The organism is Sphingomonas sp. NBWT7 (genome assembly GCF_014217605.1).
GTDB lineage: Bacteria > Pseudomonadota > Alphaproteobacteria > Sphingomonadales > Sphingomonadaceae > Sphingomonas.
In genome coordinates this window covers 2,699,884-2,722,707 of sequence record NZ_CP043639.1, presented here as the reverse complement: position 1 = coordinate 2,722,707, position 22,824 = coordinate 2,699,884, and the positions used below count along the sequence as shown (strand labels likewise).

General features: G+C 69.8%; 23 protein-coding genes. 6 read left to right on the top strand and 17 right to left on the bottom strand.

Features of this window, described 5'->3' with window-relative positions:
• Window position 1: 1 nt before the first annotated feature.
• On the top strand, window positions 2–682 hold the full coding sequence (locus tag F1C10_RS13180) for a M48 family metallopeptidase (protein ID WP_185206824.1): 681 nt from the start codon (window positions 2–4) through the stop codon (window positions 680–682).
• Here the strand turns inward: F1C10_RS13180 and F1C10_RS13175 are convergent.
• From F1C10_RS13175 to rpmI, 11 genes are all read right to left on the bottom strand, one after another.
• On the bottom strand, window positions 652–2,829 hold the full coding sequence (locus tag F1C10_RS13175) for a transglycosylase domain-containing protein (protein ID WP_185206822.1): 2,178 nt from the start codon (window positions 2,827–2,829) through the stop codon (window positions 652–654). The two genes, F1C10_RS13180 and F1C10_RS13175, sit on opposite strands and share 31 nt — an antisense overlap.
• Window positions 2,830–2,926: 97 nt before the next feature.
• A complete protein-coding gene (gene msrB / locus F1C10_RS13170) occupies window positions 2,927–3,322 on the bottom strand; it encodes a peptide-methionine (R)-S-oxide reductase MsrB (protein ID WP_185206820.1) in 396 nt (131 codons plus the stop codon).
• Window positions 3,323–3,327: 5 nt separating this feature from the next.
• Window positions 3,328–4,440: an NAD(P)/FAD-dependent oxidoreductase gene (locus F1C10_RS13165; protein WP_258042925.1), complete on the bottom strand. Its 1,113-nt coding sequence runs from the start codon at window positions 4,438–4,440 to the stop codon at window positions 3,328–3,330.
• Window positions 4,437–5,120, bottom strand: a complete 684-nt coding sequence (locus F1C10_RS13160) for a methyltransferase domain-containing protein (protein ID WP_185206816.1) — start codon at window positions 5,118–5,120, stop codon at window positions 4,437–4,439. Before F1C10_RS13160 ends, F1C10_RS13165 begins: the two co-directional genes overlap by 4 nt.
• Window positions 5,117–6,166 (bottom strand): type III polyketide synthase, encoded by a 1,050-nt coding sequence (locus F1C10_RS13155; RefSeq protein ID WP_185206814.1) that lies wholly within the window; start codon window positions 6,164–6,166, stop codon window positions 5,117–5,119. Before F1C10_RS13155 ends, F1C10_RS13160 begins: the two co-directional genes overlap by 4 nt.
• Before the next feature lie 49 nt (window positions 6,167–6,215).
• A complete protein-coding gene (locus tag F1C10_RS13150) occupies window positions 6,216–7,100 on the bottom strand; it encodes a class I SAM-dependent methyltransferase (RefSeq protein ID WP_185206812.1) in 885 nt (294 codons plus the stop codon).
• The gene (locus F1C10_RS13145) at window positions 7,097–7,972 is read right to left on the bottom strand and encodes an aldose 1-epimerase family protein (protein ID WP_185206810.1); all 876 of its coding nucleotides are present in this window, start codon (window positions 7,970–7,972) and stop codon (window positions 7,097–7,099) included. The genes F1C10_RS13150 and F1C10_RS13145 overlap by 4 nt, the downstream gene beginning before the upstream one ends.
• 124 nt (window positions 7,973–8,096) lie before the next feature.
• Window positions 8,097–10,463 (bottom strand): phenylalanine--tRNA ligase subunit beta, encoded by a 2,367-nt coding sequence (gene pheT, locus F1C10_RS13140; RefSeq protein ID WP_185206809.1) that lies wholly within the window; start codon window positions 10,461–10,463, stop codon window positions 8,097–8,099.
• A 13-nt stretch (window positions 10,464–10,476) separates the two neighbouring features.
• Window positions 10,477–11,583: a phenylalanine--tRNA ligase subunit alpha gene (pheS, locus tag F1C10_RS13135; RefSeq protein ID WP_185206807.1), complete on the bottom strand. Its 1,107-nt coding sequence runs from the start codon at window positions 11,581–11,583 to the stop codon at window positions 10,477–10,479.
• A gap of 184 nt (window positions 11,584–11,767) precedes the next feature.
• Window positions 11,768–12,139 carry a 50S ribosomal protein L20 gene (gene rplT, locus F1C10_RS13130; RefSeq protein WP_085808231.1) on the bottom strand — a complete coding sequence of 124 codons (372 nt, stop codon included), beginning with the start codon at window positions 12,137–12,139 and terminating at the stop codon, window positions 11,768–11,770.
• 17 nt (window positions 12,140–12,156) lie between these two features.
• Window positions 12,157–12,360 (bottom strand): 50S ribosomal protein L35, encoded by a 204-nt coding sequence (gene rpmI, locus F1C10_RS13125; RefSeq protein WP_076743996.1) that lies wholly within the window; start codon window positions 12,358–12,360, stop codon window positions 12,157–12,159.
• A 150-nt stretch (window positions 12,361–12,510) separates the two neighbouring features.
• Here rpmI and F1C10_RS13120 point away from each other — a divergent pair, with 150 nt between their 5' ends.
• Entirely contained in the window at window positions 12,511–14,631 is a 2,121-nt protein-coding gene (locus tag F1C10_RS13120; RefSeq protein WP_258042922.1) for an AsmA family protein, read from the top strand.
• 42 nt (window positions 14,632–14,673) lie between these two features.
• Here F1C10_RS13120 and F1C10_RS13115 read toward each other — a convergent pair whose 3' ends face one another.
• Window positions 14,674–15,507, bottom strand: coding sequence for an inositol monophosphatase family protein (locus tag F1C10_RS13115; protein ID WP_185206805.1), 834 nt, complete (start codon window positions 15,505–15,507; stop codon window positions 14,674–14,676).
• A 65-nt stretch (window positions 15,508–15,572) separates the two neighbouring features.
• Here F1C10_RS13115 and F1C10_RS13110 point away from each other — a divergent pair, with 65 nt between their 5' ends.
• On the top strand, window positions 15,573–16,112 hold the full coding sequence (locus F1C10_RS13110; protein ID WP_185206803.1) for a peroxiredoxin: 540 nt from the start codon (window positions 15,573–15,575) through the stop codon (window positions 16,110–16,112).
• A gap of 97 nt (window positions 16,113–16,209) precedes the next feature.
• Window positions 16,210–17,289: a GGDEF domain-containing protein gene (locus tag F1C10_RS13105; RefSeq protein ID WP_258042921.1), complete on the top strand. Its 1,080-nt coding sequence runs from the start codon at window positions 16,210–16,212 to the stop codon at window positions 17,287–17,289.
• A 366-nt stretch (window positions 17,290–17,655) separates the two neighbouring features.
• Here the strand turns inward: F1C10_RS13105 and F1C10_RS13100 are convergent, their stop codons facing one another.
• Window positions 17,656–18,288: a YbhB/YbcL family Raf kinase inhibitor-like protein gene (locus F1C10_RS13100; protein WP_185206801.1), complete on the bottom strand. Its 633-nt coding sequence runs from the start codon at window positions 18,286–18,288 to the stop codon at window positions 17,656–17,658.
• Between the two features lie 72 nt (window positions 18,289–18,360).
• Here F1C10_RS13100 and F1C10_RS13095 point away from each other — a divergent pair, with 72 nt between their 5' ends.
• Window positions 18,361–18,795: a DUF1810 domain-containing protein gene (locus tag F1C10_RS13095; protein ID WP_185206799.1), complete on the top strand. Its 435-nt coding sequence runs from the start codon at window positions 18,361–18,363 to the stop codon at window positions 18,793–18,795.
• A 53-nt stretch (window positions 18,796–18,848) separates the two neighbouring features.
• Window positions 18,849–20,306 carry a S41 family peptidase gene (locus F1C10_RS13090; RefSeq protein WP_258042920.1) on the top strand — a complete coding sequence of 486 codons (1,458 nt, stop codon included), beginning with the start codon at window positions 18,849–18,851 and terminating at the stop codon, window positions 20,304–20,306.
• A 15-nt stretch (window positions 20,307–20,321) separates the two neighbouring features.
• On the opposite strand, the gene F1C10_RS13085 is transcribed toward F1C10_RS13090, so the two are convergent.
• The 4 genes from F1C10_RS13085 to F1C10_RS13070 are packed head-to-tail and all read right to left on the bottom strand — an operon-like array spanning window position 20,322 to window position 22,711.
• Window positions 20,322–20,768: an SRPBCC domain-containing protein gene (locus tag F1C10_RS13085; RefSeq protein ID WP_185206795.1), complete on the bottom strand. Its 447-nt coding sequence runs from the start codon at window positions 20,766–20,768 to the stop codon at window positions 20,322–20,324.
• A complete protein-coding gene (locus F1C10_RS13080; protein WP_185206793.1) occupies window positions 20,765–21,262 on the bottom strand; it encodes a VOC family protein in 498 nt (165 codons plus the stop codon). The genes F1C10_RS13085 and F1C10_RS13080 overlap by 4 nt, the downstream gene beginning before the upstream one ends.
• Window positions 21,263–21,305: 43 nt before the next feature.
• Window positions 21,306–22,019 carry a DUF1428 domain-containing protein gene (locus tag F1C10_RS16920; RefSeq protein WP_185206792.1) on the bottom strand — a complete coding sequence of 238 codons (714 nt, stop codon included), beginning with the start codon at window positions 22,017–22,019 and terminating at the stop codon, window positions 21,306–21,308.
• Entirely contained in the window at window positions 22,016–22,711 is a 696-nt protein-coding gene (locus tag F1C10_RS13070) for a glutathione S-transferase family protein (RefSeq protein WP_185206790.1), read from the bottom strand. The genes F1C10_RS16920 and F1C10_RS13070 overlap by 4 nt, the downstream gene beginning before the upstream one ends.
• Window positions 22,712–22,824 lie beyond the last annotated feature (113 nt).

The window sequence follows — 22,824 nt, the reverse complement described above, 5'->3', positions numbered from 1 at the left end:
GGTGAGCGAGGCGATCGACGTCGTGCGGCATCCGACCGCACGCCGCGCGAAGCTCGTCTTCGATCCGCTGAGCGGCCGGGTGCGGCTGACGATCCCGCGGCGCGCCTCGGCCAAGGCGGCGCTCGCCTGGGCGGCGGGCTATGGCGACTGGATCGCGGCGCAGCGCGCCAAGCTGCCGCAGCCCCGCCCGTTCGTCGACGGCGCGACGATCCCGTTCGGCGACGAGGTGCTAACGATCGCGTGGCAAGCGGGTACGTCGCGCATCGTGCGCCGCGACGGCGATCGGCTGTGCCTGTCCGGCCCGCCGGAAACGATCGCGCGTCGTGTCGAATGCTGGCTGCGGCGCGAGGCGTTGCGGCTGCTCGGCGAGGATACGGCGTTTTACGCCGCGCGCGCCGGCGTGCGGGTGGAAAAGGTCGCGATCGGCGACCCGCGCGGGCGGTGGGGCAGTTGCAGCGGCAGCGGCGCGATCCGCTACAGCTGGCGGCTGGTGCTGGCGCCCGAGGGGGTACGGCGTGCGACGGCGGCGCACGAGGTGGCGCATCGCGTCCACATGGATCACTCGCCCGCATTCCATGCGCTCGTCGCCACGCTCTACGGCGCCGATCCGACGCCGCATCGCCAATGGCTACGCCGCCACGGCGCGCAGCTTCACTGGTACGGGCGCTCGTCCACCGGCTGAGCGCGCGGATCGTAGCGAGGGTCGTTTCGAGAATCGTAGCGCGGATCGCCCTCGCCGCGCGGGCGCGCGTCGCGCCGCGGGCGGCGATCCTGATCGGGATCGCGCCCGGTCACGCGATCGATCCAGTCCTGGTCGAGCCGCTGATCGGGCGGCGGCGCCCCGCCCTGCTCGTCGTCGTACACCGGGCGCTCACCGCGCGCCGAGGGGCGTTCGATCCCCTCGCCGGGCTGGTCCTGCGGCGCGGGCACCCCGTCGCTCGCGATCGGATTGCCGTTCTCGTCGACGAACGCGCCCGTATCGGGCTCACCGTAATAGCTTTCCTCGTCGGGTTCGAGCTGCCATTCGGGCAGCGTCACCTCGGTCTCGAACTGTTCGATCGGGCGGCTGGCAACGGCCTTGCTCATAAATTGCGCGAAGGCGCGCGCCGGCGCGGTACCGCCCTGCAGCCCGCCGATCGGCTTGGCATCGTCGCGGCCCATCCACACGCCGGTGGTGATGCCCGACGAGAAGCCGAGGAACCAGCCGTCCTTCGACGAGGACGTCGTGCCCGTCTTGCCGGCGACCGGGCGCCCGATCTGCGCCGCCCGCCCGGTGCCGGTGTTGACCGCAGTCTGCAGCAGATCGGTCATCTGCGCGGCGACATAGGGCGCGACGAGCACGCGGCTGCGATCGACCTCGTGCTGGTAGATCACCTCGTTCTGCGCCGTCACCTTGGTGATGCCGAATGGGGTGACGGCGACGCCCTTGTTGGCGACGCTGGCAAAGGCGCGCGTCATGTCGATCAGCCGTACATCCGAGGTGCCGAGCACCATCGATGGCTGCGTGTTGACCGGCGTGGTGATGCCGAACCGCCGCGCCATATCGGCAACGGTCGCGAAGCCGACCTGCTGTCCGAGCTTCGCCGCGACCGTGTTGATCGAATAGGCGAAGGCGGTACGCAGCGTGATGCTGCCCGAGAAGCGGCGCGACGAGTTGCGCGGGCTCCACCCGTTGATCGTGATCGGCTCGTCGACCTCGGTCGATTCGGGCGTCTTCCCCGCCTCGAGCGCGGCGAGATAGACGAACAGCTTGAACGCCGATCCCGGCTGGCGCTGCGCCTGCGTCGCGCGGTTGTAGATCGAGGCGACGTAATCCTTGCCGCCGACCATCGCGCGCACCGCGCCGTCGCGATCGAGTGCGACCAGCGCGCCCTGCGCCCCGCCCGGCGCATTGGCGCGGATCGCCGCATCGGCGGCGCGCTGCATCGACAGGTCGAGCGTCGTCCACACGTCGAGCGGCTTCTCGGTCTCGTCGATCAGCAGTTCGAGCTGCGGCAGCGCCCAGTCGGTGAAATAGCGCACCGAATTCTGTCGCGGTTCGGGCGCGAGCTTCACCGCCTGCGGATCGGCCTCCGCCGCCTCCGACGCGCTGATCGCGCCGTTCTGCTCCATCACGCGCAGCACGACCTGCGCACGGTCGACCGCCGCCTGCGCGTCGGCGGTCGGCGAATAGTTGGACGGCGCCTTGACCAGCCCGGCGATGATCGCCGCTTCGCTTAGGCTCAGCCGGTTCGCGCCGTGGCCGAAGAACTTGCGCGACGCGGCGTCGATGCCGTACGCGCCGCCGCCGTAATAGACCTTATTGAGGTACAGCTCGAGGATCTGCTCCTTCGAGAACTTGCGCTCCATCGCCAGCGCCAGGATCCACTCGCGGAACTTGCGGCCGAACTTCTTCTGGTTGTTGAGGAACACGTTGCGCGCAAGCTGCTGCGTGATCGTCGAGCCGCCCTGCACCCAGCGGCCGCGATCGACGCGCACCTTGACCGAGCGCGCGACACCGATCGGATCGACGCCGATGTGCTTGTAGAAGCGCTTGTCCTCGACCGCGACGGTCGCCTCGCGCATCACCCGCGGGATGCGATCGGCTGCCAGCCACTCGCCGTAGCTTGGCCCGATCGACACCAGCACCGTGCCGTCGGCGGCATGGACGCGGATCATCTGGCCGTTGGGCGAGGACTTGAGCTCGTCGAACGACGGCAGCTGCGCGCGCGCGATATAGACGGCGGTGACGAGGGCGCCGAGCGCGAGCACCGCCAGCACGAGCAGCACCTTGACGGTGATCGACAGGCGGCGGCGCCAGGGCGAACGGGGGGCGGGGGCGCGGGCCATCGAAGCGCCTTGCGGGATATAAGCTTAGGCTGTGGTTAACAAGACGTGCCCACAACGGCCCGCCGTCGGCGCAAGGCGCGACGGCGGATCGGAGCGCCTATTGGCGCGGCTGAAAATCGAGGCTGAGCGAGTTCATGCAATAGCGCAGCCCGGTGGGCGGCGGGCCGTCGGGGAAGACGTGGCCGAGGTGGCTGTCGCACCGGCCGCAGCGCGATTCGATGCGGACCATGCCGTGGCTGGTATCGCGGTGATCGGTGACCGCCTCGGGCGACAGCGGCTGGGTGAAGCTGGGCCAGCCCGATCCCGAATCATACTTATCGGCGCTGTCGAACAACTCGAGGCCGCAGGCGCCGCAGTGATAGATGCCGTCGGCCTTGTTGTCGTTGTACTTGCCGGCGAACGCGCGCTCGGTGCCGGCCTCGCGCAGCACGTGATACTGCTCGGGGGTCAGCCGTTCTTTCCATTCGGCCTCGGACAGGTTGAGTTTATCCATCGGGGTCAGATCTCCAAGGCGGCCGGGCCGTAGCGGACGGGATCCGGCGGGATGCGGGTGGCTTTCGCCACCATTTGGGGTATCGCAGGCACGAGGCCAAGGGCGGGCAATGCGATGCGTGACAACGCCGGGCGTTCGGCGAGCGCGCGGATGAGCGAGGCGATGCCGATCGGGCGGCGCAAGCGGCGCGCGAACGCCCTCTGCCAATCGGCGGCACCGATGCCGGCAAGGTGCGCGTGCGCCGCGGAGACGCCGCTCGCCAGCGCGATTCCCATCCCCTCACCGGCGAGCGAGGGAATGACGCCCGATTGGTCGCCGAGCCGGAACAGCCCGTCCTCGCCGGCGGTGGCGCGCCAGCCGTAGGGCACGTTGGCGACCGCGTCGGCAGCGGGAAAGCCGAAGGCGAGCCGCTCGCCGAGCGCCGGGCATTCGTCGCCCAGTTCGGCGAGCAGCGCGGCGGGGCTGCCGGCCGCGTGCAACCGCGAGCGGCGCAGCGCGAGGCACACGTTCACCGAGCGGTCCTCCTGCCGCACGATCCCGGCATAGCCGCGATCGAAGGCGTGCAGCTCGATCGCATCGCCCACCAGCCGGTCGAGCGACGGATGCGGCGCGAGGCGGACGCGCAGCCCGAGCGAGGGATCCTCGCCGCGCGCCGCGGCAGGCCGGGCGCGGCCGCGCACGTCGTGCTTGCCACTGGCGAGGAACAGCGCGCGCGGCGCCAGCGTCGCCCCGTCGTCGAGCCGCACGCCGTCGTCGATCGCGCGTACGGCAAGGCCGCGCTCCACCCTGGCACCCGCCGCGACCGCGCGGTGCATCAGCAGCGTATCGAGGCGGTGGCGCGACACGCCGATCGCCGGGCGCGGCAGCGGCGCCTCGACCATCCGCGTACCGGCGAACAGGCGCACGCGCGTCACACGGTCGCGGTTGAGCGCATCAGGATCGAGGCCGAGCGCCGCCAGCGTGTCGAGGCTGCGCCAGCTTAGAAAGCCGCCGCACAAGGCGTCGCCGACCACGCGGCTGCGCTCGATCAGCAGGTGCGGTGCGCGGGCGTTGGCAAGCGTGATCGCCGCTGCCGCGCCCGCCGGCCCGCCTCCGACGATCAGCGTGTCGGCGCTCACCGCTGCCGCTCGACGCACAGGCGAAACGGGAAGCGGCGGTGGATCTCGGCGCCCTCGATCCCGGCTTCGGCAAGGATCGCGGGCCATTCGCCCGGGCGATAGCTGCGCGCAATCGACAGCGTGCCGTCGTGGCGGACGATCGGATGCCAGCGCGCGAGCCGGGCGAGCAGCGGATAGCCGCGATAGGCGAAACCGTGGCGGTGGAGATCGTTGACCAGCCAGCCGAGCCGCGCATGCGCCTCCATGAAGCGCAAAAAGGCGAAGAGCTGCAGCCGCGTCATGTGATGCACGACCAGGCAGGAGATGACGAAATCCCACTGTTCCCCACCGAGATCGGCATAGTCGCCGGTGACGAGGCGGATCGCGGGCGGCGTATGCGGGCGCGCCGCGGCGGCACTGCGCGGATTGAGATCGACCCCGACGAGGTCGAAGCTGCGCCCGTGGCGGGCGCCCCAGCGCGCGATCCGGCGCAGCATGTCGCCATCGCCGAAGCCGACGTCGAGCAGGCGGTAATGGCCGCCCTTCGCCGTCATCCGCGCGAGGAAGCCGAGCGTCGGACGCGCGGCGAGCGTGACGACGTTGACCTTGGCGAGATCGGCGACGACGGCAGCGTAGACCTTGGGATCGAGGTCGTCGGCGTCCATCAGCTCCTCGGCCTCGGCGCGCACCGCGAGGCTCACGGCGCGCTCCGGAAACCGAAACCTTCCGCCGCCAGCCCCGGCCCGAAGGCGAGCGCGACGCCATGACCGACCGGTGGGCCGGCAAGCACCCGCGCGAGGACGAACATCAGCGTGGCCGACGACATGTTGCCGTTCGCCGCCAGCACCGCGCGCGAATGGTCGAGCGCGTCGCCCGGCAGGCCGAGCGCCTGCTCGACCGCGTCGAGGATCGATCGGCCGCCGGCGTGCACCGCCCAGCCGTCGGGCGCCGCGCCGCCGGTCAGCGTCTCAACCAGTGCTGGATCGGCGAGCGCAGTCGCAATCCGGCCCGGTACCTCGCCCGACAGATGCATCGCGAAGCCGGTGTCGGTGATGTCCCAGCGGATGAGATCGGCGGACACGGGCAAGGTGGTGGCGAACGGCCGCTCGATCGCGAAACCGTGCGGCTCGGCGGTGACGAGCGCGGCGGCGGCGCCGTCGCCGAACTGCAGCATCGCGAGCAGCGGCTCGATCGCGTCGATCGCCTGAAGGTGCAGCGTCGAGAGCTCGACGGTGACGACGAGCACCCGCGCGTCGGGCTGCGAACGGACGATGTGGCGCGCGCTGCGCAGCGCGGCGACCGCGGCGTAGCAGCCCATGAAGCCGACGAGCAGCCGCTCGACGCTGGGCGCGAGGCCGAGTCGCGCGGCGATGATCTGATCGATGCCGGGCGCCACGAAGCCGGTGCAGCTCGCCACCACGAGATGCGTGATCGTGCCGAGCGGCGCCTGCCGCGCGAGATCGTCGATCGCCTGCAGCGCGAGCGTCGGCGCGGCCTCGGCATAGCGTCGCATGCGCGCGGCGGTGCCGGGATGCGGCTCGTCGGCGTAGAAGCCGCCCGGATCGACCGGCGAGCCGTCCGTTTCGGGCAGCACCGACCAGCGATGCCCGATCCCCGCCCGCGCCGCCATGCGATCGAACAGCCGGCGTTCGCGCTCGGGCAGCCGCGCGTGCGCCCAGCCGATGAAGGCGGCGTGGATGTCGTGCGGTGGCACGGCGGTGCCGATCGCGTGGAGGTAGGCGGTCATTCGCGGGTACAACGCGCGACGGCGGGTTTCGGCGCTAGCAGCGCCATGCTCAATCGTTCGACCAGCGCGCCCAGATCGCGGTGGGCAGCACGAGCCCGCGCGCCTCCTCGCGCACGCCCAGCTCGCCGCACTCGATCGTGCCGGGAAGATCGGCGAACGCCTGGCGCAGCATCTCGCCGATCGCCAGCGCCGACATGCGCACCGCATAGACGGTGAGGAACAGCGCGCGCGAGTTGCCGTCGAGCAGGTGGCGGCACTCGGCGATCAGCGCGGGCAGATGCTCCTCCAGCCGCCAGATCTCGCCGTCGGGCCCGCGGCCGTATTTCGGCGGATCGAGCAGGATCGCATCGTAGCGGCGATTGCGCCGCACCTCGCGCGCGACGAACTTGGCGGCATCGTCGACGATCCAGCGGACCGGACGATCGGCCATGCCCGAAAGCTTGGCGTTGGCGCGCGCCGCCTCGACCGATTTCTTGGATGCATCGACGTGCACCATCTTCGCGCCGTGCGCGGAGAGCGCGAGCGTGCCGACGCCGGTATAGCCGAACAGGTTGAGCGCCTCGGGCTCGGCGACTCCGCTCAGCCGCTCGCGCAGCCAAGACCATACGGGCGCCATGTCGGGGAAGAAGCCGAGGTGGCGAAACGGCGTCGTCTGCGCGGTGAAGCGCACCGCCTCCGCCCCGATCCCCCACGACAACGGCCAGCCGTCGCGCGGGGTCGAGCGGCGGTACTGCCACTGCCCACCGCCATCCTCGTCGCTGCCGGGCACGAACTCGCCGTGCGCCTGCCAGTTGGCGTGCGCCGGCGCCCACAGCGCCTGCGGCTCGGGGCGGATGAAGCGATAGTCGCCGTAGCGCTCGAGCTTGCGCCCGTTGCCGCTGTCGACGAGGCCATAGTCGCCCCACGGCTCGCCGATGAGTGTCTCGAGCTTCATCCGCGTAGCGTGATCGACATGGCGATGTGCTTTGCGCCGCCGGGCGGCACGATAAAAATGCCGGGCTTGTCCTTCAGTTCGCCGGCATATCCCTGCGGGTCAGCGATGCCGTGCCACGGCTCGACGCAGATGAAGCGTGCACCGGGCTTGGTCCAGATGCCGAGCATCGGCGTGTCGGGAAAGGCGATCTCGAGGCTCGGCCCGTCGTCCGCGCCATAGACGACGCGCGCCGAGCGGACTTGGTCCCACACGAGTGCGTCGTGCGCGAACAGATCATCCGACAGGTGCAGCACCCCGCCATCGAGCGGCGACGGCATCTCGCCCGCCGCGATCGTGCCGTCGGCGGCGATCGGGCGGACGCCGCCGGGTTCGTCCTGCGCAAAGGTGATGCGATGGTCGGCGCGGTCGCAGCCATAGGGCAGCGGCCAGGCGAAGGCGGGGTGAAAGCCGAAGCTCGCCGGCATGTCCGTGTCGCCGGCGTTGTTCACGGCGACGTCGATGGCGAGCGTCGCCCCGTCGAGCCGGTAGCTGGCGTCGAGCGTGAAGGCGAACGGGTAGTGCGCGCGCGTCTCGTCGTTCGCTGTCAGGCGGAAAGTGGCGTGCGCGGGGCCGTGATCGATCAGCGCGAACGGCATGCGGCGAGCGAAGCCGTGCTGCTTCATCGGATACTCGCGGCCCGCAACGCGGATCACCTCGCCCGCAGGCTTGCCAACGACCGGGAACAGCAGGGGCGCGCGGCCGGTCCAGAAGGCGGGATCGGCTTCGGTCATCAATTCACGCCCGTCCGCGTCCTTCAGTGACGACAGCTCCGCGCCGAGCGGGTTGATCGCCGCCGACAGATGATCGTTCGCGATGGTGATCCAGTCGGTCACTTTGCCTCCAACATGTTGGCGCCATTCCTACCCCGTTCTGGCTGAGCTTGTCGAAGCCCGTGCCACGCAGTGTTGCGCTTTGTGACACGCCCTTCGACAGGCTCAGGCCGAACGGGGGTGGTGGTTAGCCGCGCAGCGAGGCACCCAGCTTGGCGGCGGCGGCGACGACCTTGTCGGCGATCGCCTTCAGCTCGGCCTCGACGAACGCCTTTTCGCCCGGCTGAAGCACCACCTCGACCGCCATCGAGGTTTCGCCGTCCTTGGTGAAGACGTCGAACACACGGGCGGACACGATCGCTGCCTTGTCCGCGCCCTTTACCGCACGCGCCAGTGCATCGGCAGCGACGCCATCGGGGACGAGGAAGGCGAAGTCGCGGCGGACGGCCTGGAGCGCGGGCGGCGTATAGGCCGGGCGCATGAAGCCAGCCGACCGCTTCCCGGGAATCGCATCGAGATACAGCTCCACTGCGGCGACGCCGGCGTCGAGATCGAACGCGCGGGTGACGTTGGGGTGGAGGATGCCGAAGGCGGCGAGCACCGTCTTGGGCCCCAGCCGCAGCGTGCCCGACTGACCGGGGTGCCATGCGTCACCGGCTTCGCCGAACACCTGCAGGTTGTCGACCGGCGCGCCGGCCGCGGCGAGCAGCGCCAGCGCCTCGGTCTTGGCATCGAACGCATCGAAGCCCTGCGCCTTGCCCGTCTGCCAGTGCCGCGCGCGGCGATCACCGGCGAGGATCAGGCTGAGCGTCGGGCGCTCCTTGTCGGCGAGATAGCGGCGGCCGATCTCGAACAGCCGGATCGTGCCGGCCCCGCGCCGCACGTTGCGCGCGGCTGCCGAGAGAAGGCCGGGCAGCAGCGACGGGCGCATGACCTTCAGGTCTTCGCTGATCGGATTGGCGAGCGTGAAGGCACCACCACCGAACGGCGCGGCTTCGGGCTCCGCGATGAAGCTCCACGTCACCGCCTCGTCGAGGCCGCGTGCGGCGGCGGCGCGGCGGACGCGGCGTTCCAGCTTCTGCTCCGGCGTGGCGGTCGGCGTCGCGACACCCGGCGCGCGCGGCAGCGGCACCGAGGGGACGTTATCGATGCCCTCGATGCGGATCACTTCCTCGACCAGATCGGCCGGGCCGTCCACATCGCGGCGCCAGGTGGGCGGGGTGACCTGCCAATCGTCGCTGATGCTGAAGCCGAGCGAGGTCAGGATCGCGCGCTGCCGTTCCGGCGCGACGGCAAGGCCGCCGAGCGTTTCGGCGCGGGCCGGATCATAGGCATAGCTGCGCGTGCCGAGCGGCGGCTCACCCGCGCGGGTGATGCCGGTCGGCTGGCCACCGCACAGGTCGAGCACGAGGCGGGTGGCGATCGCGAGGCCATCGTCCAGAAACGCCGGGTCGACGCCGCGCTCGAACCGCTGGCGCGCATCGCTGGTCAGCATCAGCTTCTGACCGGTGCGGGCGATATGCTCGGGATCGAAATAGGCGCATTCGATAACGACGTCGGTGGTCGTGTCCGACACGCCCGATTCCTCGCCGCCCATGATGCCGCCGATGTCGTGAACGTGCGCGTCGTCGGCGATGACCGTCATCGTTTCGTCGAGCGGGTAGGTCTTGCCGTTGAGCGCGAGCACCGTCTCGCCCGTCGTCGCCTTGCGCGCGACGAGGCCGCCGGACAGCTTCGCCTTGTCATAGACGTGCAGCGGGCGGCCGAGGTCGACGGTGACGTAATTGGTGACGTCGACCAGCGCCGAGATCGGCTTCTGACCGATCGCGCGCAGCCGCTTCGCCAGCCACTCGGGCGATGCGCCGTTGCTGGCGCCGTTGACGCCCTGCGCGAAGAAGGCGGGGCAGCCGGCGGGATCGTCGGTGCGCACATCGGGACCGGGGCCTTCGCCCGCAACCGGCTCGACCGTCAGCGGCTTCAGCGCGCCGAGGCCGGCGGCCGCAAGATCGCGCGCGATGCCGCGCACGCCCATGCAATCCTGCCGGTTGGGCGTGATCGACACGTCGATGACAGGATCGTTGAGGCCCGCCCATTCGGCGTAGACGTCGCCGACCGGCGCATCGGCGGCCAGTTCGATGATGCCGTCGTGATCGTCGCCCAGCTCCAGCTCGCGCGTGGAGCACATCATGCCGTTCGATTCGACGCCGCGGATCGCCGCGACCTTCAGCACCATGCCGTTCGCCGGCACCGTCGCGCCGGGCATGCCGAACACGCCGACGAGGCCCGCGCGCGCGTTGGGCGCGCCGCACACGACTTGGAGCGGCCCCCCTCCGTTCACATCGCCACCCGCGTCGACCGACAGCACCTGAAGCTTGTCCGCCTGTGGGTGGCGCTCGGCAGTCAGCACCTTGGCGATGCGGAAGGCGGCGAGCTTCTCGCCGGGGTTCTCGACCCCTTCGACCTCAAGGCCGATGCGGGTGAGGCCAACGAGGATCTCGTCCAGCGACGCCGCGGTGTCGAGGTGGTCCTTGAGCCAGGAAAGCGTGAATTTCATCTCAGTCGTCCGATCACGCCGCGCCGACGCCGCCCGACAGCGTCGGGACGTCGAGGGCGGAGAAGCCATAATGCTTGAGCCAGCGGATATCGCCGTCGAAGAAGGCGCGCAGATCGTCCATGCCGTATTTCAGCATGGCGAGGCGATCGATGCCGCAGCCGAAGGCAAAGCCCTGCCATTCGTCGGGATCGAGTCCGCAGGCGGCGATCACCTTGGGGTGGACCATGCCGCTGCCCAGCACTTCCATCCAGCCGCCGTTGGGCACGTCACCACCGCCGCCAATCACGCGCTTGCCCTTTTGCAGCGTGTAGCCGACGTCGACCTCCGCCGAAGGTTCGGTGAAGGGGAAATAGCTCGGGCGCAAACGAAGCACGATGTCGTCACGCTCGAAGAACGCCTTCAGGAACGTCTCCAGCGTCCACTTCAGGTGACCCATGGTGATGCCCTTGTCGATCACGAGGCCCTCGACCTGGTGGAACATCGGCGTGTGCGTCGCGTCGCTGTCGCTGCGATAGGTGCGGCCGGGCGCGATGATTCGGATCGGCGGCTTGTTCGCCAGCATGGTGCGGATCTGCACCGGCGACGTGTGGGTGCGCAGCAGACGCGGGCGCTCACGGTCCTCGGGCACATGATCGCCGGCGAGATAGAAGGTGTCGTGCATTGCGCGCGCCGGATGGGTTTCCGGAATGTTGAGCGCGGTGAAATTGTGCCAGTCGGTCTCCATCTCCGGACCGGTGGCGACCGCGAAGCCGAGATCGGCGAAGATCTCCGCCAGTTCGTCCATCACCTGGCTGACCGGGTGGATCGTGCCGGCGAGCGGCGCGTCGACCGGCAGCGTCATGTCGATCCGCTCGGCGGCGAGCTTCGCCTCCAGCGCGGCGGCCTCCAGCGTAGTCTTGCGGTTGGCAATGGCATTGGTCACCGCCTCGCGCAGGCCGTGAATCGCGGGGCCCTTCACCTGACGCTCCTCGGGGCTGAGCCCGCCCATCGACTTCAGCAGCGCGGTGACGCGGCCCTGCTTGCCCAGCGCGTCGACGCGCACGGTTTCCAGCGCTTCGAGCCCCGCCGCGGCCTCGATCGCGGTCAGCAGATGCGTTTTCAGGTCGTCAATGTCGGTCATCGGTCTCGCCCGTGCGGGTTGTTGGGGCGCTTTAGCTGCGAAGGCGCCGGACACGCAAAGGGCGCGGGTGTCGCCACCCACGCCCTTCGTGTCGCTTCAGGTCTGAACCGCCACGCCGTCAGACGGAACAGCTGCGCTGCTCCGCTGCCCGGCCTGGCGAAGGCCTGATCCAGCTGGTGCTAGATCAGGCGGTCGCTGCGGCCGGCAGCGCGTTCTTCGCCTGAGCGACGAGTGCGGTAAACGCCGCGCCCTCGTGCATCGCGATGTCGGCGAGCACCTTGCGGTCGAGTTCGATCCCGGCGAGCTTCAGCCCGTGCATGAACTGGCTGTACGACAGCCCCTCCGCGCGGACGCCGGCGTTGATGCGCTGGATCCACAGGCCGCGGAAGGTGCGCTTCTTCACCTTGCGATCGCGATAGGCGTACTGGCCGGCCTTTTCGACCGCCTGCCGCGCGACGCGGATCGTGTTCTTGCGACGGCCGCGGTAACCCTTGGCCTGTTCCAGAATGTTCTTGTGCTTGGCGCGAGTGGTTACGCCCCGCTTGACGCGTGCCATGTCTTAACTCCTCTCGCTCAACGCAGGCCGTAGGGGGCCCAGGCCTTCACCGTCGCGGTGTCGGCCTTCGACAGCACCTTGGTGCCGCGGTTCTGGCGGATGTACTTGCCGGTGTGGTGCAGCAGGCGGTGGCGCTTGCCGGCGACGCCGTGCTTCAACAGGCCGGTTGCGGTGAGCTTGAAGCGCTTCTTCACGCCGCTCTTGGTCTTGAGCTTGGGCATTTTGGTCCTTTCGTATCGAGCGAGACTGGAACCGCCGCGGCAGCCCTGATGGCCGGGCGGTTCGTATCACCTCGCTTGGAGAAGCGCGGCCCTGTAGCGATGCCGCACGGCAAATGCAACCAATGCCCGCGCCGAACGATTGCGTGCGACATGGACATGGCGACTCAGCGTAACGAGCAGCCGGCGTCGTCCGGAGCGGAAGATCGTCGTCGGCAGCGCCGGCGGCGGATCCGCAACACGATTCTTGCGATCCTGGCGGTGCCGGCTCTGATCTGGCTCGTCCTGTACATCACCAAGGGACGCTTCCTGAAGGGGCCGTTCGAGACGATCGTCGGCCGGCTGACCAACCGCGAGGTCAAGGTCGGCGGCGATTTCCAGCTGTATTTCGCGCCGTGGCGGATCAAATTCTACGCCGAGCGCTTCACCATCGCCAATCCCGCCTGGGCGACGCAGCGCTATCTGTTCCGCGCCGACCGGCTCGACACACGTATCGCGCCGCTGTCGCTCATCTTCGGCAAGCGCCGGCTCTACTGGCTCGATCTCGTTAACGGCGCGGTCGACCTCGAGTGGAACCGCGAGCACACGCGCAACAGCTGGACGTTCAGCGAGAAAAAGGGCGGCAAGCGGCTCGAATTTCCCCGCATCGACGTGGCGACGGTGCGCGGCACCACGGTGCGGTATCTCGATCCGCGGATGCGCGTACTGGCGAACCTCAAGGTCGACGACATCCGCTCGCAGGATGCGCGCATCGGCCACGCGGTCGGCGTCAATGGCACGGGGATGATCCGCGAAACGCCGTTCCGCGTCACCGCGCAGTTACTGTCCCCCGACGCGACGGCGAATCGCGGCAGGAACGAACTCGTCGCGCGCGCCTGGGCGGCGAATAACGTCGTCGACGTCTCGGGCACGCTGCCGTCGATCGCCGAGATCGAGAACGTGCCGCTGGCGACCCGCGCGCGCGGGCGCAACCTCGCCGAACTGCTCGGCATCATCGGCGTCGTCATGCCCGACACGCGGCGCTACGCCATCCGCTCGCAGATGGTGAAGGACGGTGAGGTCTATCGCTTCACCCGGCTGGGCGGCACGGTGGGGCGGAGCGACGTCGCCGGCGTGCTGACTGTCACCAACGGCAATCGCGTCCACCTCGATTCGACGATCCGCACACGCAACCTCGACATCATCGATGCCGCATCGATCATCGGCTACAATCCCGATATCGTCGAGGCGCAGGGCGTCGTCGCGGCGGCGGCGGCGACAGGGTCGGGGCCGCGCAAACTGATCCCCGATTCGGATCTGCCGGTCGAAAAGCTGCGCGCGTTCGACGCCGATCTGAAATGGTCGATCGGTGCGGTCAAATCGCGCCGCGTGCCGATCTCCGATGTCGAGATGACGCTCGATCTCGAGCGCGGGCGGCTGGCGCTGTCGCCGCTCAGCTTCGCGATGGCGCGCGGCAACGTCGCCACCGACATCGTGTTCGACACGCGCCAGCGGCCGAGCGCGGTCAGCTACGACGTGCGGCTGGCGCCGACGCCAATGGGGCGGCTGCTCGCCGGCTGGGGCGTCGAGGAAGCCGGGACGAGCGGCACGATCAAGGGCCGTGTCGAGCTTGCCGGCCGCGGCGATTCGTTCGCCGATTCGCTCGCCACGGCGCGCGGCCGGATCGCCTTCGTCATGCCGCAGGGCACGCTGTGGACGCGCAACGTCCAGCTCGCCGAGCTCGATATCGGCACGTTCGTGCAGAAGATGTTCGCCGGCAAGCTCAAGAAGCCGGTCGAAATCAACTGCGGGCTGATCGCCTTCACCGTCCGCGGCGGGATCGCGGCGGCCGATCCGATCCTGATCGATACCACCAAGAACGTCATCGTCGGGCGCGGTGGGTTCAGCTTCCGGACGGAGGCGATCGACTTGGCGGTGCGCGCCGACGCGAAGAAGTTCAGCCTGTTTTCCGGCCAGTCGCCGGTTGGGCTCGGCGGCTATTTCTCCGCCCCGGCGATGGACGTCATCAGCCCGCAGCTCGTCGGGCGCGCCGGCGTCGGCCTCGGACTGTCGCTGGTCGCGTCACCGCTGGCGGGCGTGCTCGCGTTCGTCGACGTGGGTGACGCCAAGTCGGCGGCCTGCGGGCCGGTGCTGGGCGGTGCGACCGCGGCGGCGCAGCGCACCACGAAGGGCGAGGCGCGCGACGATGTCGGACGCGGGACGACGGCCAAGGACGAGAAAGGCCGCGACAAGCCGGGCAAGGAACAGCGCAAGAAGTTCCTGGGCATCTTTTAAAGGCCCGTCGCTGGCCTCGGCGGCGGCGGACCGACAGGCCGATCAGTGCCCGTGCGTGTGCGAGCCGTGGTCATGCCCACCGGCGACGGCGTGGAGCGCTTCCAGCACCTCGTCCATCCGCGCCGGATCGCCGATCGCCAGCACCTGCCCGGTGCTCGCCTCGGTCAGCGGATCGCCGTTCCAGTCGCACATCCGCCCGCCGGCGCCCTCGACGATCGGCGCGAGCGCAGCGAAATCGTGCAGCGCCAGCCCGCCCTCGCACACAATGTCGAGGTGGCCGCTGGCGAGCAGCCCGTAATTGTAGCAGTCGCCGCCATAGACCGGCCCCTGCCGCGCGTGCCCGCCGGACACCGCCGCCACGAGGGCGAGGAAATGCGGCACCTCGTCGTCGTTGAACGCATGCGGGCTGGTGGTGGCGAGGATCGCGCCCTCCACCTCGCGGCACGCCCGCGTGCGCGCGGGCGCGCCGTTGAACAGCGTCGGCCGCCCCGCCGCGCCGATCCAGCGTTCGCGCACGATCGGCTGGTCGATCACCCCCAGCATCGGCCAGCCGTCCTCGACCAGCGCGATCAGCGTGCCGAAGATCGCGCGGCCGACGGTAAAGCTTCGCGTGCCGTCGATCGGGTCGAGCACCCAGCGCCGCCCGGTCACGCCGTCCTTCACGCCATATTCCTCGCCGTGGATCGCATCGCCCGGCGCCTCGGCGTCGAGGATGCGGCGCATCGCGGCCTCTGCGGCGCGATCCGCCAGCGTGACGGGCGAGTGATCGGCCTTGGTCTCGGTGCCCAGCTCGCCGCGGAAATAGGGGCGGATCGCCTCCCCCGCCGCATCGGCGAGGCGGTGGGCGAGATCGAGGTCGGCTTGGCGGATCGGCATCCGCTCGCCCTATCGCAGCCTCACGCGAACGGCTAGGATCAAGCGTCATCCGGGAGATCCGATCCATGCGTCACATCCTCGCTGCCGCCGCCGCCGTTTCGCTCGCGTTTGCCGCGCCGGCCGCCGCGACGCTCGCCGTCGGTGCCAAGGCGCCCGACTTCACGACGCGCGGCGCGGTGGCGGGCAAGGTCGTGACGGTGAACCTCGCGCAGCAGCTCAAGAAGGGCCCGGTGGTGCTGTACTTCTTCCCCGCCGCCTTCACCGCCGGCTGCAACGCCGAAGCGCGCGCCTTTGCCGAGAACATCGCCAATTTCCGCGCCGCGGGCGCAACGGTGATCGGGCTGTCGGCCGATCCGGTCGACGATCTCGTCAAGTTCTCTGCGACCGAATGCGCCGGCAAGTTCGCGGTGGCGAGCGCCGGGCCGCGCGTCGTCGCCGGCTACGATGTCGCGCTCGGGCGGCAAATAAAGGGGCGCGACGCAACCAATCGTACCAGCTACGTCATCACGCGCGATGGGCGGATCAACTTCGTTCACAGCGAACTGGCGGCGGATCAACACGTTGCGCTGACGCTGGCGGCGGTGCGGCGCCTCAAGTCTTCCTGATCCGCGCTGCTCGCCGGCAACGCAATCTTAGAGGTTGCCGCATACAGCCGGAGCGGGGCGGGGCATCATCGGGGTGCTGCGAGCAGCGGGGCGGACGGTGCAGGCGATTTCGAACAGCGCAGCGGGGATAGAGCCGCTCGATCTATTCGACGCGATCGGCAGGTTCCTCGCCGATCACCGGTTGAGCTCCGAACCGTCGCACTATGCCTTCGTCTATGAGATGTTGAGCGAGCCGAGTGGCGCGCTCGCGCAGCGCGTCGCCCGGCTGACCGACGGGGGCGTGCGGATCACCGGCCAGGATATTGCGGCGCTCGGCGGCACGCCGGTCGCCGGTGCGCCGGTCGCGAGCCGGCCGCCGCGGCTGGCGATCGTCGCCCCCCCAACACCGCCGGCCGCCTCGACCGATACCGATCCGGCCCGCGCCGCGTCCGACGCGCTACTCGCGCGCACCGAGGCGCAGGTTGCCGGCTTCTCCGACACCGTGCGATCGATCCACGCCGAAACGAGCGGCTTCGGGCGCGATCTTGCAGCCAGCGCGGCGGCGATGCGCGGGCACGATCCGCTGACCGGGATCGACCAGATCGCCGAGCTCACGACCGCGATGATCGGCCGCGTGCGCGATGCCGAGCAGCGGCTCGCCAATGCCGAGCGCGAGGCCGACGTGCTGCGCGACGCGCTGGACGAGGCGCGTGGCAGCGCCCGGCGCGATCCGCTGACCGATCTCGCCAACCGGCGCGCGTTCGACGAGGCGTTTGCCGCGCTCGCCCCCGACACGCCGGTCGCAATCGCGGTGTGCGATATCGATCACTTCAAGCGCGTGAACGACGATTTCGGACATGCCGTGGGCGATCGCGTGCTGCGCGCGATCGGGCAGACGCTCGCCGCCGAGACGGAAGGCACACTCGTCGCGCGCTACGGCGGTGAGGAATTCGCGATGCTGATCGTCGGTGGCGATCGCGACGCGGCGATCACGCTGGTCGACGCTGCGCGCAGCGCGGTCGCCGCGCGCCGGTTCCGCTCACGCGAGACGGATACGCCGATCGGCAGCGTCACGATATCGGGCGGGATCGCGGTCGGTACCGCCGCCGATAGCCGCGAGCAACTCTACGCCGCAGCCGACGCGGCGCTGTATCGTGCCAAGGCCGCAGGCCGTAACCGGATCGTCTGCGCCGCATAATGGCGTAATACGCCACGTCGGTGTGGCGCAATCTGCGATCTGCGTATCTGCCTGCCGCTAAGTCATTGTTTCTGCGTCGCCGCGTGAATTGGCACGGTGCATGCAAAGCTTCTGGCATCACCGATCGGATCGCCCGACCGGCTACCAGGAGACCAATGATGACCCGCTTCGCTTCCGTCCAGCATTACGCCGCCAGCCTCGCCGGCGCGCTCGTCTTCGCCGCGCTGATGATCAGCGCTGCCGTTCCCGTCGTGCCGATCGCGTGATCGCAGCGCCCCGCGCTCGATCGTTCAGGGAGATAGATATCATGGTTCGCTTCTCGCTCGTCGCGCTGGCCGCATTCGCCAGCACGTCCGCCCTCATCGCCTATGTCGACGCGGCGGCACGGCTCGCCTGATCGATCGTCGCCGCGGCCGCCTCGCCGCGCGCATAGGTGCCGATCAGCAGCCCCGCCGCCAGCACATGCCCGGCCATCGCGCGCAGCAGCGCGGTACGGCCGGGCGAGGCGCCGGGATCGCCCGCATCCGCATCCAGCGCGAACAGCTGGAAGGCGTAGCGATGCTCGCCATGCCCGGTCGGCGGATCGGGCGGCAGCCAGCCCTCGCCATAATACGAATTGCGCCCGACATCGCCGCGCGCCGCCACGCCGTCGCCGTCCGCGACGATCGCGCCCTCGGCCAGCCGCGCCGCATCGGCAGGGATGCCCCAGACGATCGCGTGCACCAGTGGTTGCGGCGCGGGTGCGTCGGCATCCTCCACCAACAGCGCGAGCATCGCGGTGCCTTCTGGCGCGGCGCCCCACGTCAGCGGCGGCGACACGCCCGCGCCATCGGCGGTGAAGCGCGGCGGCAGCCGCCCGCCATGCGCGAACGCCGGGCTGGTGAGGTCGAGCGCGCCGAAGCTGCCGCCCAGCTCCGTCTGCGCGATCGCCAACTTGTCCGCACCGGCGCGTACGCTCGTCAGCGCGCGGCCCAGCCAGGCAGGAATATGTTCGAGCATCGGGCCTCCTCCTTCTCGCACAGGCGTAACGCACGAGCCGGCACCTGCGGCGCATCGGCGCGTTCGTCGAGGATGAGCGACGATTTCGATCTCGACCGGTTCGTCACGGCGCAGGCAGATAGCTGGCCTGCCGCCCGCGCCGAGCTCGCGCGCGGGCGCAAGACCACGCACTGGATGTGGTTCGTCTTTCCGCAACTGCGCGGGCTTGGGCGCAGCGCGACGGCGCAGCATTACGGCATCGTCTCGCTGGCGGAGGCGCGCGCCTATGCCGTGCACCCCGTGCTCGGCCCGCGCCTGATCGAAGCGGCCCGGCTGGTGGCGGCGGCGCCGGGGAGCGCCGACGCGATCATGGGCAGCGTCGACGCGCTCAAGCTGCGCTCGTCGATGACGCTATTCGCCGCCGCGGCAGACGATCCTGCACCGTTCGTGGCGGTGCTCGATCTTTTCTACGGCGGTCAGCGCGATCCCGCGACGATCGCGCTGCTCGCCGCGGCACGGGACGACTAGCCTCCGCCACGCCGCGCCGTAAGATGCGTCGAAACAAGCGAAGGACCGCGGCGGTGAGTAGAATTCGCAAAGTTTCGGCTGGCCTGTGTGTCGCCGCGCTGCTCGCCGGTTGCGGCGGCGACGGTGGATCGGGCGGGGCAAGCAGCGGCGGCACCGCGGTCGCGCCCGCCCCGAGCCCGACGCCGACCGCGACCGCCGCGTGCAGCCTTCGCGCGCGGCAGGATTGGGCGGCGGCGCAGTTGCGCGAATGGTATCTGTTCCCCGAAACGCTCCCCACGAGTTTCGATCCGGGCGGCGCCACCACGTTGCAGGCGTATGTCGATACGCTCACCGCGACCGCGCGCGCGCAGAGCAAGGACCGCTTCTTCACCTACGTCACCTCGATCGCGGAGGAGAACGCCTATTACAGCTCGGGCTCCAGCGCGGGCTACGGCGTGCGGCTCGCGGTCGACGCGGCGGCGCAGCGCCTGTTCGTCAGCGAGGCGTTCGAGGGCGCGCCGGCGCTCGCCGCGGGGATCGATCGCGGTACCGAGATCCTCGCGATCGGCACGTCCGCGGGCGATCTGCGCACCGTCGCCTCGCTGATCCAGGCGGGCGGCAGCGCACTGACCGACGCGTTCGGCCCGCCCGACGCCGGCGTTGCGCGCGTCTTTCGCGTTCGCGCGCCGGACGGCACGCAATCGGACGTCACCGTGGCGCAGCGCGATTACGCGCTGTTGCCCGTCTCGTCGCGCTACGGCATCCGCATCATCGAGGATGGCGGGCGGCGCGTCGGCTACGTCAACCTGCGCACTTTCATTTCGACGGCCGATCAGGCGCTGCGCGACGGGTTCGCGCAGTTCCGCGCGGCAGGCGTGACGGAAGTGATCGTCGACCTGCGCTACAACGGTGGCGGGCTGGTCGCGACCGCCGAGCTGTTCGGCGATCTGCTCGGTGGCGGGCGCAGCACCAACGACGTGTTCAGCTACACCACCTTCCGCCCCGAGAAGGCGGCGGAGAACCGCACCGACTTTTTCACGCCGCAGCCGCAATCGATCGCGGCGACGCGGATCGCCTTCATCGGCACGGGGGCGAGCGCCTCGGCGAGCGAGCTCGTCATCAACGCCTTCACGCCGTATCTTCACACCAACGCGGCGCTGATCGGCACCAATACCTACGGCAAGCCGGTCGGGCAGATCGCGCGCGATCTCGCCGCGTGCGACGATCGGCTGCGGCTCGTCGCCTTCGCGACGCAGAACGCCGCGCGGCAGGGCGCCTATTACACCGGCCTCGCCCCCGTCGTCGAAGCGACGTGCCAAGCGAGCGACGACCTCGCCTATCCACTCGGTGACGTGCGCGAGGCATCGGTGCGCCAGGCGCTCGACTTCCTCGCGGGACGCGCCTGCACGCCGATCGGCGGCGCCCGCCCGTCGGCCTCGGCGGCCAGGACGAGCGATGTCGCGGTGCGGCGGGAGGCGCTTACGCCGCCGCGCCCGACGACGATCCAGCGCGAGACGCCCGGCGCGTTCTGAGCCGCGCGCATCGCGTCAGCCGAGCCGCCGCACCACCTCGACCAACTGATCGGTCGCCGCATTCCACCCCGCCTCGAACCCCATCGCCGCGTGCTGCGCCGCGGCCTCGGCGGTCCAGTGCCGCGCAGTCGCGGTGTAGCGCGTGCCCCCATCCACCGGCGCGAAATCGTCGATGCGCAGCATGAAAGGCGACTGCGGCATCCAGCCGGCGGCGAAGGCATCCGTCGAGACAATACGCCGCTCGGGCACAACTTCCAGATACACGCCCTCGCTCGGCTGCTCCTCGCCGTCGGGGCCATGCATCACCATCGCCGATCGGCCGCCGGTGACGAGCTCGAGCGCGATCACCTCGACGCGCAACGGCCGGGGCACGAACCATTCGGCGAAATGCTGCGTCCACGCCGTCCACACGCGCGCCACCGGCGCATCGATCAGCCGCTCGATGCGAAGCTCGTGCGTCATGCCGCCGTCTCCCCGCGCCAGGCGCGCTCGATCGCGGCGACGTCGATCTTGTGCATCGTCATCATCGCTTCCATCGCGCGCTTCGCCGCGGCGCGATCGGGATCGGCCATCGCCGCCATCAGGACGCGCGGCGTGATCTGCCACGAGAAGCCCCAGCGATCCTTGCACCAGCCGCACGCGCTCTCCGCCCCGCCGTTACCGACGATCGCGTCCCAATAGCGATCGGTCTCGGCCTGATCGTCGGTCAGCACCATGAAACTGACCGCCTCGTTGGGAACGAAGTTGGGTCCGCCGTTGAGGCCGAGGAAGGGCTGGCCGAGCACGGTGAATTCGACCGTCAGCTCCTCGCCCTGCGCCATCGACGGATTGTCGGCGGGCGACGCCTGCACCGCGCCGACATGACTGTCCGGAAACAGCCCGGCATAGAAGGTCGCCGCCTCGCGCGCCTGGCCGAGATCGAACCACACGCAGGTCACGAGCTTGTCGGTCGTCATCCTCTCTCTCCCTTCCACCTACGGTCCCGATCCGTCCTCGCCGTCAGCGATCGACGACGAGCACGAATGCGCCGAACATCATGCGCATGCCGTCGAACGGGCGATCGCCGTCGCCCATCAGCCGTTCGTCGCGCATCAGTCGCTCCCACGCCGCGTCGCGCACTTCTTTCGACGGCCACTCGATCCACCCCAGCGCCACCGTCTCTTCGTCCTGCAGATGCGCCGCGCGGCGGAAATCGGTGACCTTGCCGTCGGGCACGTCGCCGCCCCAGGTATCGACGACGCGCGATGCACCGTGATCGAGAAAGGCACCCGCCGACGTCCGCGCAAAGTCGCGATACGCCTCGCGCTTGTCGGTCCGCACGGGCAGGACGACGCCGTCGATATAGCCGCACGCGCCGCCGCCGCCCGCCTCATGCAGCAGCGCGAACCCGCCGTAGATCATGCGGCTGCCGTCGAACGGCATCGCGCCCATCGTCTCCATCCCCGGATCGCGCATCATCTTCTCGCCCGCGGCGTCGCGCGTCGCACGATCGGGATATTCGACCCAACTCAACAGCACCGTCTCGTCGCCGGTCGCCTGTACCGCGCGGTACAGGTCGTTCACCTGGCCGCGTGGCACATCGTCGCCCCACCCCTCGACCATGCGGGTCGCGCCGAACTCCTTGAACAGATCGAGCGCGCCCTCGGCATAATCGATATAGCGCTGCTTGTGGGCGGTCGGCACCGCGACCACGAAGCCGTCGACGTAGGTCACGCCGTCTCTCCCTGCTGCTTGAGCCATGCAGCGAACTCGGGCGGCGGGCTGCCGGTAAACCCGGCCAGCTGGTCGGCGAGTGCGCGCTGGAACGCCGGCCGCGCGGTGCCGCGCGCGACATAAGCGGCGAGATTGGGATGCGGCGAGAGGAAGCCGTCCTCCTCCATGATGCGCAGGACCGATATCATCATGAGGTCACCCGCGGTGAAGGTGTCGTCCTCCAGCCACTCTCGGTCGCCCAGCCGCCGCGCCACCTCGCCGAAGCGGTCGTGGATCCGCTGTTCGATCGACGGCAGCCGCGGCTTCGACCACGGCTCGCCGGCCTCGAACAGCGTCGCGAAGGCGTGGTCCATGATCGATGGCTCTACGCTGTTGAGCGCGGCGAACATCCACCCGATCGCACGGGCACGCGCCGCGGGATCGCGCGGCAGCAGCGTGCCGTGCCGCTCGGCGACGTGCAGCACGATCGCGCCCGATTCGAACAGGATCAGCCCGCCATCCTCGTACGTCGGCACCTGGCCGAACGGCTGGCGCGCGCGATGTGCGTCTGCCTTCTGGGTGCCCTGCGCAAGATACAGCACGTCATACGGCTGGCCGACCTCCTCGAGCGCCCAGCGCACGCGCAGGTCGCGCACCTGCCCGCGCGCGAAATCGGGCACCCAGTCGAACGCGGTGATGATCGGTTTCGCCATCGTATCTCCCCCGTCCCGCTTCCCCGCGCCACCAGCCCGACTCCGCCGGCCAATGCGCGAAGGCGGCATCATCCCCCCCGTTCACCGATCGAGGCAACCGCTATTCTGAACGA